11 protein-coding genes are annotated in these 13,126 nt (G+C 70.6%); 4 read left to right on the top strand and 7 right to left on the bottom strand.

Translation table 11 applies throughout. The annotated features are described in order from the left end of the window. The first annotated feature begins 12 nt into the window (after positions 1–12). Positions 13–765 (top strand): amino acid ABC transporter ATP-binding protein, encoded by a 753-nt coding sequence (locus tag VT50_RS00460; RefSeq protein WP_046086563.1) that lies wholly within the window; start codon positions 13–15, stop codon positions 763–765. 8 nt (positions 766–773) lie between these two features. Here the strand turns inward: VT50_RS00460 and VT50_RS00455 are convergent, their stop codons facing one another. The 4 genes from VT50_RS00455 to mshD all read right to left on the bottom strand — a co-directional run bounded on the left by VT50_RS00455 (position 774) and on the right by mshD (position 6,690). Beyond that, a complete protein-coding gene (locus tag VT50_RS00455; protein WP_078840725.1) occupies positions 774–1,322 on the bottom strand; it encodes an NUDIX hydrolase in 549 nt (182 codons plus the stop codon). A gap of 76 nt (positions 1,323–1,398) precedes the next feature. Further along, positions 1,399–3,099, bottom strand: a complete 1,701-nt coding sequence (locus VT50_RS00450; protein ID WP_053048586.1) for a CHAD domain-containing protein — start codon at positions 3,097–3,099, stop codon at positions 1,399–1,401. 133 nt (positions 3,100–3,232) lie between these two features. Further along, positions 3,233–5,485, bottom strand: coding sequence for an RNA degradosome polyphosphate kinase (locus tag VT50_RS00445; RefSeq protein ID WP_046086529.1), 2,253 nt, complete (start codon positions 5,483–5,485; stop codon positions 3,233–3,235). A gap of 272 nt (positions 5,486–5,757) precedes the next feature. Continuing rightward, positions 5,758–6,690 (bottom strand): mycothiol synthase, encoded by a 933-nt coding sequence (mshD, locus tag VT50_RS00440; RefSeq protein WP_046086530.1) that lies wholly within the window; start codon positions 6,688–6,690, stop codon positions 5,758–5,760. A 372-nt stretch (positions 6,691–7,062) separates the two neighbouring features. Here mshD and VT50_RS00435 point away from each other — a divergent pair, with 372 nt between their 5' ends. Next, positions 7,063–8,886 carry a bifunctional metallophosphatase/5'-nucleotidase gene (locus VT50_RS00435; RefSeq protein WP_046086531.1) on the top strand — a complete coding sequence of 608 codons (1,824 nt, stop codon included), beginning with the start codon at positions 7,063–7,065 and terminating at the stop codon, positions 8,884–8,886. A 52-nt stretch (positions 8,887–8,938) separates the two neighbouring features. Here the strand turns inward: VT50_RS00435 and VT50_RS00430 are convergent, their stop codons facing one another. From VT50_RS00430 to VT50_RS00420, 3 genes are all read right to left on the bottom strand, one after another. Beyond that, the gene (locus tag VT50_RS00430) at positions 8,939–10,114 is read right to left on the bottom strand and encodes a macrolide family glycosyltransferase (protein WP_046086532.1); all 1,176 of its coding nucleotides are present in this window, start codon (positions 10,112–10,114) and stop codon (positions 8,939–8,941) included. A gap of 316 nt (positions 10,115–10,430) precedes the next feature. Then, positions 10,431–10,625 (bottom strand): DUF397 domain-containing protein, encoded by a 195-nt coding sequence (locus tag VT50_RS00425; protein WP_046086533.1) that lies wholly within the window; start codon positions 10,623–10,625, stop codon positions 10,431–10,433. A gap of 12 nt (positions 10,626–10,637) precedes the next feature. Beyond that, a complete protein-coding gene (locus VT50_RS00420) occupies positions 10,638–11,489 on the bottom strand; it encodes a helix-turn-helix domain-containing protein (RefSeq protein ID WP_075200362.1) in 852 nt (283 codons plus the stop codon). A 153-nt stretch (positions 11,490–11,642) separates the two neighbouring features. Here VT50_RS00420 and VT50_RS00415 point away from each other — a divergent pair, with 153 nt between their 5' ends. Continuing rightward, entirely contained in the window at positions 11,643–12,155 is a 513-nt protein-coding gene (locus VT50_RS00415) for an ATP-binding protein (protein ID WP_046086535.1), read from the top strand. An 85-nt stretch (positions 12,156–12,240) separates the two neighbouring features. Next, positions 12,241–13,122, top strand: coding sequence for a hypothetical protein (locus tag VT50_RS00410; RefSeq protein WP_046086536.1), 882 nt, complete (start codon positions 12,241–12,243; stop codon positions 13,120–13,122). Positions 13,123–13,126 lie beyond the last annotated feature (4 nt).

Below are 13,126 nucleotides of genomic sequence, written 5' to 3'. Positions count from 1 at the left end.
GGGAAGGTGCCGATGGTCGTGGCCCAGCGGGTCCGCAAGCGGTTCGGACAGCTGGAGGTGTTGCGCGGTATCGACCTAGAGGTGGGCCGGGGCGAGGTCGTGGTGCTCCTGGGGCCGTCCGGTTCCGGCAAGTCGACCTTCCTGCGCTGCATCAACCACCTGGAGCAGATCGACGCGGGCTCCATCCATGTGGAGGGCAGGCTGATCGGCTTCCGGCGGTCCGGCGGACACGTCCACCATCTGCGTCCGCGCGAGGTGACCCGGCAGCGGCGCGACATCGGCATGGTGTTCCAGCACTTCAACCTCTTTCCGCACCAGACGGTCCTGGAGAACGTCATCGAGGCCCCGGTCGGTGTGCTCGGCCTCTCCAAGGCCAAGGCGCGGAAGACGGCGATGGAGCTGCTGACCCGGGTGGGGCTGGCCGACAAGGCGGCGTCGTATCCGCGCCAGCTGTCCGGCGGTCAGCAGCAGCGCGTGGCCATCGCCCGCGCCCTGGCCATGCGGCCGAAGCTGATGCTCTTCGACGAGCCGACCAGCGCCCTGGACCCCGAACTCGTCGGCGAGGTCCTGGCGACCATGCGCGACCTGGCCCGGGACGGCCTCACCATGCTCGTGGTGACGCATGAGATCGGGTTCGCGAAGGAGGTGGCGGACCGGGTCGTGTTCATGGACGACGGCCAGGTTCTGGAGACGGGCACCCCGCGGGAGGTGCTGGACAGCCCCGCCAACCCCCGGACCCGGGCCTTCCTCTCGCGCTTCCTGTAGGCCGTCGTTCAGGACGGCCGCGGGGTGTGCAGCAGGGCGTCGACGAGGGTGCGGTCGTGGTCGTAGCTGAGGCGGCGGCGGGCCGCGTCCGGGGGCAGCCAGACCAGGCGGTCGACCTCGGAGTTGGGCACGAAGGCCTCGTCGTGGTCCAGTGCCTCCGCCGCCCAGTAACGGACCTGTTTGGGGCGGCCCTTGGCCAGGTAGTGGAGTGTGGGCAGCGCCTCCCCCGGGGCGCAGCCCATGCCGGTCTCCTCGGCGACCTCGCGCACCGCTCCGCGCAGCGCGTCCTCGCCGCGCTTCAGCTTGCCCTTGGGGTGGGACCAGTCGTCGTAGCGGGGCCGGTGGACGAGGGCGATCTCGAGCCCGCCGCCGCGTGGGGATCGCCGCCACAGGACGCAGCCCGCCGCCAGGACGGTGCCGGTGTGCCTGTCGGTGTCCGTGCCGGTGCCGGTGCTGGATCCGGTGTCCGTGCCGGTGCCGGCTCCGGTGTCCGTTCCGGTGCTGGATCCGGTGTCCGTTCCGGCCAGCCCGTCGTCACGGGAGTTCCGCCGGTTCATCCGCCCTCTCTCCTTCCCCGGTCTCCTGGGTCTTCTTGCGCGCTCTGCCCCCGGTCTTCGGGCCCGGCGCCGGGCGTCAGGAGGCTCTGGTGGGGGACACGCGCCGCCAGATCCGGCCGAACGCGAAGCGGGCCGCCTCGACCTCATGCCGCTGATCGGCGTGGAGCACCCCGAGCGCGTACGCCGTCGCCGGGGCGATCCGGGGCGTACGAGCGGCTGCCGCAGCGGCGGCGGCAGCCTCGGACGCGTCGCGGTGGCGCTCCAGCGCCTGCCCGGCGGCCAGCAGCCATACGGACAGCGGCGACTCGGCATCCACGGCCCCGGAGCCGCCGGACCCGGAACCGCCGGGCACGGAACCGCTCGGGGCGGAACCGCCGGAGCTGCCGGTGCCGCCCTGGCCGGAGGCGTTGGGGCCGCTCGCCCCGTTCGGCCGCTGCCACGCCTGGTCGAGCACTTCCAGCGCGTACCGCCGCAGCCGCAGCAGATGGCGCACCTGGTGCCAGGGGGAGTCCTGGCGCTCGCTCGCGGGCGGGGCGTCCGCCGCGGGGGTCGCCGCCAGCCCGTGGACCAGCGCCTCCGCGTTGTACGGATGCCCGGCGCGGACCAGCGGCAGCGCCTCCACCGCCTCGGCCAGCCGCCGGTGCGCCAGCTCGGCGAGCGGCGGCAGCACCTGCCCGGCGGGGCGGGCGGCGTTGGCCTCGTCGAGGGGTACGTCGGAGGCGAGCAGGGCGACGGTGTCGGCGACCGCGTGGAAGCGGGAGGAGCCCAGCGCCTCCAGGGTGGCGGTGTGGGCCCGGGTCCTGGCCAGCGTGAGCTGGCGCTCAAGCAGCGCTCCGGCGCGGGCCGCGCCCACGGTCAGCGCCCCGCCGCGGGCCTCCTCCTCGGCACCGGCCCGCTGATGGGCCGCGCCCGGCTGGCCGGACCGCTCGCCCCTCTCATCCCGCTCGCCCTTGGCGCCCCGGCCGCTCCTGTCACCGCGCTCGCCGCGGCGCCGTCCGGCCGCCCGCCCCTCATCACGGTCCCGGTCCCTGGTCGTTCCGGCCGTCGCGCCCTCGGCGGCGCCGCCCGCCTCCGCCGGACCGGGCCGCGCACCCGGCCCCCCGGCAGCGTCCGCGGCCCCGCCTCCCGGCGCACCGGCGCCCAGGGAGACGCTGCGGCGGGAGGCACGGGTGGAGCGGGGAATCGGGCCCGCGGTGCCGGAGGAGCCGCTCCCGCCGCCCTCGACCGTGACCGTGACCGTGACCCCGCCGCGCGCGGTGCGCGCGGCGGGCGTCGCGTGCGCGGCGTTCACCGGCTGTGCGTCGGAGAACCGCTCACCCCGGCTCGCGGTCTCGTCGGCCGCCCCCTCGCCCTGCGGGGAACGGTCCGGGTCACCCCGCGTGGAGCGGTCCGCGGGGCCGCCCGCGCCCGAGAGCCGGTGCAGGGCGCCGCGCAGCCGGTCCAGCCGCTCCGCGTAGGCGTGCTCCCGCGCCAGCGTGCCGGACAGCCAGGCCAGCTCGGTCCGCAGCTCATCGGACCAGGCCGGGTCGGTGAGCGGGCGGTAGACGTAGAGCGCACCGCTGATCCGCCGCGCGGCGCGGCGCAACAGCCGGGCGGCCTCGGCCGCCTCCTGGACGTCGGACCCGCTCTCGCGGTGCAGCCGCAGGCTGCGCAGGAAGTCCCCGGCCTGGGCGTGCAGATACGCCGACAGCACCTCCCCGGCCGTCGCCGACTCCCACGAAGCCGCCCCGGAAGCCGCGGAAGGCGCCGCCGCGGCCCCCGCCGAGCCAACGGCCAGCTCGGCGCACGAATCCCCGGCCGAGTCGGGAGCCGGACCAGCAGCTGGACCCACGGCCGAGCCCACGGCCAAATCGGCGGACCGGTCCGTGGCCGGATCCGTGGCGCCCGTCGTCATCCCGGCCGACGGCAGGTCATGTCGTTGAACCACGCCGTCGCCTCCGGGCATCGATGAGCATCTCCTGAACGTTCCGCAGCGGCTGGCCCTCCGCGTCCGTGGCGTGCCGGGTCCACTCGCCGTCCGGGCCCAGGTGCCAGGAGGAGGTGGCGTCGGCCATCCCGGTCTCCAGCAGGCGGTTGAGCGCGGCGCGGTGCCCGGGGTCGGTGACCCGCACCAGCGCCTCGATCCGGCGGTCGAGATTGCGGTGCATCATGTCGGCGCTGCCGATCCACACCTCCGGCTCGCCGCCGTTCCCGAACGCGAACACGCGCGAATGCTCCAGGAAGCGTCCGAGGACCGAGCGGACCCGGATGTTCTCCGAGAGCCCGGGAACACCCGGCCGCAGCGCGCAGATGCCGCGCACCCACACATCCACCGGCACCCCGGCCCGCGAGGCCCGGTAGAGGGCGTCGACGACGGCCTCGTCGACCATCGAGTTGACCTTGATCTTGACGTAGGCCGGGCGCCCCGCCCGATGGTGGGTGATCTCCTTGTTGATCCGGGTGATCAGCCCGCCGCGCAGCGACTTCGGCGCGACCAGCAGCCGCCGGTAGTTCTCCCGCCGGGAGTACCCGCTCAGCCGGTTGAAGAGGTCGGAGAGGTCCGCGCCGACCTGGGAGTTCGCCGTCAGCAGCCCCAGGTCCTCGTACAGCCGGGCGGTCTTGGGGTGGTAGTTGCCGGTGCCCACGTGCGAGTAGCGGGTGAGGGTGTCGCCCTCCTGGCGGACCACCAGCGACAGCTTGCAGTGGGTCTTCAGCCCCAGCAGGCCGTAGACGACATGGCAGCCCGCCTCCTCCAGCTTGCGCGCCCACTTGATGTTGGCGTGCTCGTCGAAGCGGGCCTTGATCTCGACCAGCACCAGCACCTGCTTGCCGGACTCGGCGGCGTCTATGAGCGCGTCGACGATCGGCGACTTGCCGGAGGTGCGGTACAGCGTCTGCTTGATCGCCAGGACGTCCGGATCGGCCGCCGCCTGCTCCAGGAACGCCTGCACGGAGGTGGAGAAGGAGTCGTACGGGTGGTGGAGCAGGACGTCCCGCTCGCGCAGCGCCGCGAAGATGTCCGGCGGCGAGGCGGACTCCACCTCGGCGAGGTCCCGGTGGGTGCCCGCCACGAACTTGGGGTACTTCAGCTCCGGCCGGTCCAGCGCGGCTATGCCGAACAGACCGGTGAGGTCGAGCGGCCCGGGCAGCGGATAGACCTCCGCGTCCGAGATCTTCAGCTCGCGCACCAGCAGGTCCAGTACGTACGGGTCGATGGACTCCTCGACCTCCAGCCGCACCGGGGGCCCGAAGCGGCGGCGCAGCAGCTCCTTCTCCAGGGCCTGGAGAAGGTTCTCGGCGTCGTCCTCCTCGACCTCGAGGTCCTCATTGCGCGTCACCCGGAACATGTGGTGCGCGAGCACCTCCATCCCCGGGAAGAGCGCCTCCAGATGCGCCGCGATCACGTCCTCCAGCGGTACGTACCGCTGCGCCGACGCCTCCAGGAACCGGGAGAGCGACGGCGGAACCTTCACACGTGCGAAGTGATCATGCCCGCTCACGGGGTTGCGCACCACGACCGCGAGATTGAGCGACAGCCCCGAGATATACGGGAAGGGGTGCGCCGGATCCACGGCGAGCGGGGTCAGCACGGGGAAGATCTGCTGCCGGAAGAGGGTGAAGAGGCGGGACTGCTCCTTCTCGGTGAGATCCGGCCAGCGGACCAGATGGATGCCCTCCTCCGCGAGCGCCGGGGCGACGTCCTGCTGGTAGCAGGCGGCGTGCCGGGCCATGAGCTCACGGGACCGGTTCCAGATCAGCTCCAGCACCTCGCGCGGCTGCAGCCCGGAGGCCGAGCGGGTGGCGACCCCGGTGGCGATGCGCCGCTTGAGCCCGGCGACCCGCACCATGAAGAACTCGTCCAGGTTGCCCGCGAAGATCGCCAGGAAGTTGGCCCGCTCCAGCAGCGGGGTGGACGGGTCCTCGGCCAGCTCCAGCACCCGCTCGTTGAACGCGAGCCAGCTGCGCTCCCGGTCCAGGAACCGCCCCTGCGGCAGCTCCCCGCCGTCCGTACCGGGCCCGGCCCCCTCCTCGTACGAGTCCAGATCGGCGTCGAGGTCGGGGTCGAGCGACCGCACCGGCGCGGCGACAGCATGCGGCCGGTGGGCCGCGATGGACCCGACCGAAGGCTGGGAGGGAGGCTGGGGCTGCGGGGAAGCCGATGCCTGACCGCTTGTGTGGCTCATGAACTCATTGTTCCGCGCCGGAGGTGAATACGGCGTGACGGAAGCGGGTGCGGAAACGGCACGTAGCCTCCGGTTCGACGAATTCGGCACAGCGGGCTGCATTCAGTGATGCTCGCAACCAAGGTTGAATCGCCGGTAACGGACACATGGCGGGTAGGAAATCGGGACCCATCCCCCAGGGGTCCCGCCCCCGTCACGCCCCCGTCAGGCTCCCGCGGCGGCCCGGACGCCCCCCGGACTCAGCCCCGCTCAGATTTCGACCAGACCTTCGCTCAGGTCTCCGTCCGATACATCAGATCCGTCTCATGGGTAACGAAGCCAAGCCGCTCGTAGACGGCGACCGCGGGGAAGTTGTCGGCGTCCACATAGAGCATCGCGGTCGGCAGCCCCCGAGCCGCCAGATGCCGCAGCCCGACCGAGGTCAGCGCCTTACCGAGACCGCCACCCTGCGCGTCCGGCCGCACCCCTACGACATAGACCTCCCCCAGCCCCTCCTCGGCATGCACCTTCGTCCAGTGGAACCCGACGATCTCCCCGTCCCGCTCGGCCAGGAAGAACCCCTCCGGGTCGAACCACGGCTCACCCTTGCGGTCATCCAGATCACGCTGGGTGAGCGAGCCCTGCTCGGGGTGGTGGGCGAAGGCCGCCGCGTTCGCCGCCAGCCACGCGGCGTCGTCCGCACCCGGCCGGAAGGTCCGTACGGTCACCCCCTCCGGGAAGACTGGCTCGCCAAGGCCCAGCTCCGCGAGCGATCCCAGGGGCCGCCGCATCTGTCGCAGCTCCCGGAACAGCGTCAGCCCCAGCACCTGCGCGAGATGGCGCGCCGAGGCATGCCCCCCGTGCGCCCAGACCCGCAGCCGCTTCCCCGACTCCCTCAGCAGCGTCACCCCCAGCGCCCGGCCGTGCCCCTGCCCGCGGTGCCCCGGATGCACGACCAGCTCGGCGGCCGGTGCCTCCACCGGATCGGTGTCCTCCAGCTGCGCGTACCCCACCAGCTCCCCGCTGGGCTCCCGCAACACCAGATGACGCACCCCCTCCCGCCGCCCCCGCAGCCGCAGCCGTCCCTGCTCGGACACCGCCTGCTGCCCATCGGCCCGCGCGGCCTCCGCGACCAGCCGCAGCACATCCGCCACCTCGGCCGACGTCAACTCCTCCAGCACATCGAGCCGCCGGGCGCCGGATGTCTCGTTCACCACGTCATTCATGGAGCCGAGCCTACGGCGGCCCCATTGGCCAGCAAGCCGCTGGCCAATTTATTACCGGCGAGTCACCCGGCTGCCCCATCCCGCGCAGCGGCCCATGAGCAAGGTGATGTGTGGCCCCAGGACAATGAGGCAACAGCTCGTTGCCCAATTTGTCCGGACCATGTGCGAGCCATCTGCTGCATATGCGCGAGATTCCACGCGCTGAACGCACCGTCACCCAAACCCCGCATCGGGACTTTTTCGCCGAACGGGCGAAGCCATCCCACACCGTTGACCATCGGCAACCAGCTCTTAACCTCCTCCCCCTGCCCCGCTACGCGCGTTGACCGTAAGCTGCGCTCCACCATCCATCACGGGGCACAAGGGGACGACATGCCAGCGAGACCTCAACGGCGCGGGGCGGGGCGTCGGTTGGCCACCGGATTCGCGGTGCTGGCCGCCGCGGCCGGGGTGCTGACCGCCGTGGGCCCGGCGGGTGCGGACAGCGGTGGCGCCGCCACGGACAAGCACCGGCCCGGGCGCACCGTCGACGTGCAGCTGCTGTCCTTCAACGATCTGCACGGAAACCTGGAGCCCCCGCAGGGCTCCTCGGGCACCGTCGACGAGACCCAGGCCGACGGCAGCACCAAGACCATCCCGGCGGGTGGCGCCGAATACCTCGCCACTTCCCTCCGTAACGCCCGTAAGGGCCACGCGTACTCGGTCACCGCCGCCGGTGGCGACATGATCGGGGCCAGCCCGCTGCTGTCCGGGCTCTTCCACGACGAGCCGACCATCGAAGCACTCAACAAGCTGCACCTCGACGTCACCGCGGTCGGCAACCACGAGTTCGACGAGGGCCGCGCCGAGCTGAGCCGCGTCCAGAACGGCGGCTGCCACCCCAAGGAGGGCTGCTACGAGAAGGGCAAGACCTTCCCGGGCGCCGACTTCCCCTACCTCGCCGCGAACGTCACCGACGAGAAGACCGACAAGCCCATCCTCAAGCCCTACACGGTGTGGAAGCACAAGGGCGTGAAGATCGGCTTCATCGGCGTCACCCTCGAGGGCACCCCGGACATCGTCACCGCCGAGGGCGTCAAGGGCCTGAAGTTCCACGACGAGGTCGAGACGGTCAACAAGTACGCCAAGGAGCTCCAGCGCAAGGGCGTGAAGTCGATCGTCGCGCTCATCCACGAGGGCGGGCTGCCCGCCTCCCCCTCGTACAACTACGACTGCGACAACGGCGGTGCGGGCAAGGGCATTTCCGGCCCCATCGTCGACATCGCCAAGAACATCACGCCCAAGGTCGACGCCCTGGTCACCGGCCACACCCACCAGGCGTACACCTGCACCGTCCCGGACCCGTCCGGCACCCCGCGCACGGTGACCTCCGCGGCCTCCTTCGGCCGCCTCTACACCGACACCACGCTCACCTACGACCGCCGCACCGGCGACATCGTGCGGACGAGCGTGAAGGGCGCCCACGCGGCGAACCACGTCGTGGACCGCGAGCAGCCCAAGGCCCCGGACATCACCTCGCTCATCGGGCGCTGGAACGAGCTGGCCGCCCCGATCGCCAACAAGCCGGTCGGCTATGTCTCCGCCGACATCAACGGCCGCGGCTCCACCGCCTATGAGACCCCCCTGGGCGACACCATCGCCGACGCCCAGCTCGAAGCGCTCTCCCCGGACGACAAGGGCGGCGCCCAACTCGCCTTTATGAACCCCGGCGGCATCCGCTCCGACCTCGCCTACAAGGCGTCGGGGAGCGAGGGGGACGGCGTCGTCACCTACGGCGAGGCGTTCACGGTCCAGCCGTTCACCAACATGATGAATGTGATCGACCTGACCGGATCGCAGCTGATCAGCGCGCTCCAGCAGCAGGTCAGCGGCGCCAACGAGGCCTCCCCGAAGATCCTCCAGGTCTCCAAGGGCCTCACCTACACCCTGGATCTGACCAAGTCCGGCAAGGACCGGATCGTCACGGACTCGGTGAAGCTGAACGGTGCGGCGATCGATCCCGCGAAGACCTACCGCGTCGCGCTGAACGAGTTCATCGCGGGCGGCGGCGACGGCTTCCCCGCCTTCAAGGAGGGCAAGAACAAGCTCGTCGGCGGCTCCGACCTGGACGCGTTCACGGCCTACCTGGGCGCGCACTCGTCGCAGTCCTCGCCCCTGGACCCGCCGAAGGCGGACCGCATCACGGTGAAGAAGTAACGCCGTGTCCGACGACGGCCCGGCCGCCCGTGGCGGCCGGGCCGTCGTCGTGTTACCGCAGCGCGTCCTCGATCAGATCGGCCGCCCGCCCGGTGCCGCCCTCGGCCCGCACCTCGGCCCGCAGCCGCGCCGAGGCGCGCGCGACCTCCGGGTCCGCGGTCAGCTCGAGCAGCGCGGTACGCAGGGCCCCGGCGGTGGCGTCCGCCGTGTCGAGGCGGCGGGCCACGCCAAGCTCGACCAACCGGTCGGCGTTCATGGCCTGTTCCGCGCCCTGCGGGACGGCGATCATCGGACAGCCGGTGTACAGCCCCTCATTGCTGCCGCCCATCCCCGCGTGGGTGATGAACGCGTCGGCCCGCTCCAGGATCGCCAGCTGCGGCACCCAGTTGTGGACCTCGATGTTCGCCGGGACCTCCCCCAGCTCGCCCTGGTCGACGTAACTGCCGATCTGCAGCACCACATGCCACCCGGGCAGCTCCCCGAAGGCCGCGACGCACTCGCGGTAGAAGGCGGCCTGCCGGGTGTACGCCGAGCCGAGCGAGACCAGCAGCACGTTCTCCGCACCGGCGGGACGCTCCCAGCCGCCCTGGTCGGCACGGTCCCCGAGGCACGGCCCGACGAACGTCACCACCTCGGTGTCCACCCGGTCGGCGTTCGGCTGCATGGCGCGCGGGATGAGCGCGACACAGCGCGGCGGCAGACCGGAGAAGGCGTTCGGGTCCGTGGTGGTGGCCCCGGACTCGGTGAGCCAGTCCGCGAACTTCTCCTGATACGCGTCCGCGCCGGGAAGGCTCATGAGCTGCGCCCCGAACTCATCGTGGTAGCCCTCCCAGGCCACGATCGTCGGCGACAGCTGGACCAGCGGACGGCCCTGCGTCTCGGCGAGCACCCGCGCGGGGTACGCGCCGATGTCGTAGAGGTACGCGTCGGCCGGGTCCCGGTCGTACACCGCGCGCAGTTGGGGCAGGACGTGGACGGCGTCGTCCAGGAACAGCGTCATCGCACCGATCGGGTCCTCCGGCCAGTCGTTGTCGGTGACCGGCAGGGTGGACTCGAACGGCACGAACTCGGCGCCGGTCCGCTCGATGACGTCCGCCATACGGGCGCCATTGGCGTACGTCACCCGGTGCCCGCGCGCCACGAGTTCACGGATGATCTCAAGGCTGGGCAGGGTGTGGCTGATGGCGGGGATGCCGACCATGGCGATATGGGCACGGCGACGGGACATGGGGAATCACTCGTTTCAGATCTACGGCGAAATGGCGAGACGGCCAGCTGGACACGACGGCCCGGCGCAGCGGCGATGTCGCCGGTGCGCGGGGCGGAACGGCCTGTCAGCCGTAGATCTGAAGCAACGAGTCCATGCGCGGAACGGTACCCCGGCGGGTCATCCGGACGCCTCCCCTTATTCCTCCGGCCGTCGCGGCCGGACTCAGCCCCGCGTAAGCGCCCACTCAGCGCAGGGCCTTAGCGTCGCGGACGGCCGCGACGGGCCGTCTGTTCTCCCCCCTCTACCGGCGGCCCGTCGCGTCTTAAGCCCCGCCTTACTGGAAGCGGTCGAGGTCACCGGCCTTGGCCCCCCGTATGAGGGCGCGCAGGGCGGCGGGGGTGGTGGTCAGGATGACGTCGGGTTCGTCGCTTTCCCGGAGCCTGACCTTCCCGTTGCCTGTAGCACCGACGTAGACGCAGGACGACGCCTCTTCGCTGAACGTGGACTTCCGCCAGTTGAGCCTGGACACAAACCTTCCCCTTCAAATCTCCCGCGCAATGCGCCGAATGAGGTCCCGTGACTCGTCCGGCCCCAGAGCCGCCTGCTCCATGCGGTCGAGCACCAACCGGTACTTCTCCAACTGGGCGGCAGCATCAACCAGTTCAACGCCATGCGCTGTATCGAGCTGGACGGTGTCGAGTTGGGTCACCGGACCGTAGAAGTAGTCAACCCCGTGTGCCGAGATGGGGAACGACACTCCGCCGAAGGGGATGACGACGACTGTCACGTGGTCCCGCTCGCTCATGCCGATGAGGTGTTCAAGCTGTGCCTTGGCCGTAGCCGCCCCGCCGAACTGCATTCTCAAGGCCGCCTCGTGGATGATCGCGGTGTACGGCAGCGGCTGATCTCGGAACAGGACGACCTGACGCTTCACGCGGTACGACACCCGATGTTCCACTTCAGGCGGCATGAGCGGCGGGACGACATCACGGAAGATCGCGCGGGCGTGCTCGGGAGTCTGCAGCAGTCCGGGAATGGTGATCACCTGGGCCACTCGAGCCGCGACGGCGTGGTGCTCAAGCTCGGCCAAGTCCAGTAGTCCAGACGGGAACGTCTCCCGGTACTCCTCCCACCAGCCTCGTTTTCGGTCTCCCGTCATTGCGGCAAGTGCATCGACCAGTACCTGATCCGAGCAGCTGTAGTTCTGCGCCAGGACACGTACCCGGTCCGCACTCACCGCGTAGCGACCTGCCTCGATGTTGCTGATGCGTGCTTGGTTGCCGCCCAGGAGACTTGCGGCCGCAGTCGATGACATCCCTGCGCGCTCACGCAGTTTGCGCAGTTCGGCACCCAACCTTTGCTTCCTCGCGGTGGGTGTACTACTTGGCGGCACCGGCCGTCTCCTCCTCGGTATGCCCACACTGCGCGAATGTCACCCACACGAGTCAACTTGGAATGACTTCCCCAACTTCAATGGAAGACATTACAGCGAGCGCCGTATGGTGTGACCCAAGCCACTCAACTTGACCAGCCGAGGGAGACCCGCATGGCAACCGTAGCGCCACAGGAGCCGACCGCAGGACCGCCCGGGGACCCCTGGACGTACTCCCTCCGCCTGCCCAACGACCCACGGGCCGCACGCATCTCACGCGCCACCCTCCGGGCGGTCCTCGCCTCCCACGGCATGGCCGAGCTGACCGACACGGCGGAACTCCTGACCTGCGAGCTGGTCACCAACGCCGTCCGCCACTCCGACGGCCCCGCCCAACTCCGCATCCGCCACCTCTGCGAAAGCCGCCTCCGCGTCAGCATCTGGGACACCAACCCCACCATCCCCGCACCCTTCGACGCCCCGCCCAGCCGCCTCGACCGCTTCACCGCCCTCACCGAGGCCGCCGCCAATCTGGACGCCACCTCCGGCCGGGGCCTGCTCATCGTCCGGCTGTGCGCCGACAACTGGGGCGGCTATCCCCTCGCCGACGACCTCTTCGGCATCAGCGGCAAGCTCCTCTGGTTCGAGCTCACCCCGCAGCAGCGCGCCTACGAGATCGCCGCCTGACCTCACACGGGCTGTTTCCCCCAATCGGGTGATCAACGATCATTTGCCCCGTGCACACGGCTTCGACGGCCCTACGTTCACCCACATGGTCAGTTCGCGGCATGAGGCCGCACATCGCATCTTTCAAGAACGACCGGAGTTACTCGCTCCGGTGTTCCGCATCCTGGATCTGTCGCCGCCCGAGAATGCGGCAGTCGAAGTACTCACCCCGGACGCCACGGAGATCCGCCCGCTGGAACGTCGCGTGGACAGCGTGCTGCGCGTCAAGCCGTTCGACGGCGACGACTTCCTCCTGGCGATCGAGGCCCAAGGGCGCTGCGACCCCGACAAGGCAGTCAACTGGGCGTACTACGTGTCGTATCTGGCGGCGAAATACAAACAACGTGCTCTGCTGCTCGTAGTCTGCCAGGACAAGGCAACCGCCGAGTGGGCGACCGGCCCCTTCCGAGTGGGCCTGGACGACTGGACGGCACTGTCCGTACACCCACTGGTCCTGGGCCCCGGGAACGTTCCGGTGATCCTCGACCCCGACGAGGCCGCCCAGGACCTGACCCTGGCGACCTTCTCGGCCCTGACACATGGCAGCCACCAGGATGCCCCGGCCATACTGAAGGCCCTGGCTCGTGCCATGGGAACGGGCGACCCGGACTCTGTCCGCTACTACACAGAATTGCTGGAGATCGGTCTGGGGAGTACTACCCCAGCGGGAATCACCTGGAGGAACGAGATGAGCGTGGGTACCTACTTCCCCGGCCGTGGCACCCTCATCGAGGAGACCTTCCTCAAGGGGAAGGCAGAGGGCGAAGCCCGGGGCGTGCTGCGCGTCCTGGAGAAGCGGGGGATCCCGACCCCAGCGGAGACCCGAGACCGCATCACCAACTGCACCGACCTCGACACCCTGGACTGCTGGCTCGACCGCGCCCTCACCGTCTCCACCGCCGACGAGCTCTTCACAGAGAACGACTGAGGAC

The sequence above is a fragment of the Streptomyces antioxidans genome (assembly GCF_000968685.2).
GTDB lineage: Bacteria > Actinomycetota > Actinomycetes > Streptomycetales > Streptomycetaceae > Streptomyces > Streptomyces antioxidans.
Note: the sequence above shows the minus strand (reverse complement) of the source record. Positions and strands in the feature narration are given on the sequence as shown.

Excerpts from the sequence above, each read along its gene's own strand:
- VT50_RS00460 (WP_046086563.1), top strand. The coding sequence starts at position 13 with ATGGTCGTGGCCCAGCGGGTCCGCAAGCGGTTCGGACAGCTGGAGGTG.
- VT50_RS00455 (WP_078840725.1), bottom strand. The coding sequence starts at position 1,322 with ATGAACCGGCGGAACTCCCGTGACGACGGGCTGGCCGGAACGGACACC.
- VT50_RS00445 (WP_046086529.1), bottom strand. The coding sequence starts at position 5,485 with ATGAGCCACACAAGCGGTCAGGCATCGGCTTCCCCGCAGCCCCAGCCT.
- mshD (WP_046086530.1), bottom strand. The coding sequence starts at position 6,690 with ATGAATGACGTGGTGAACGAGACATCCGGCGCCCGGCGGCTCGATGTG.
- VT50_RS00435 (WP_046086531.1), top strand. The coding sequence starts at position 7,063 with ATGCCAGCGAGACCTCAACGGCGCGGGGCGGGGCGTCGGTTGGCCACC.
- VT50_RS00430 (WP_046086532.1), bottom strand. The coding sequence starts at position 10,114 with ATGTCCCGTCGCCGTGCCCATATCGCCATGGTCGGCATCCCCGCCATC.
- VT50_RS00415 (WP_046086535.1), top strand. The coding sequence starts at position 11,643 with ATGGCAACCGTAGCGCCACAGGAGCCGACCGCAGGACCGCCCGGGGAC.
- VT50_RS00410 (WP_046086536.1), top strand. The coding sequence starts at position 12,241 with ATGGTCAGTTCGCGGCATGAGGCCGCACATCGCATCTTTCAAGAACGA.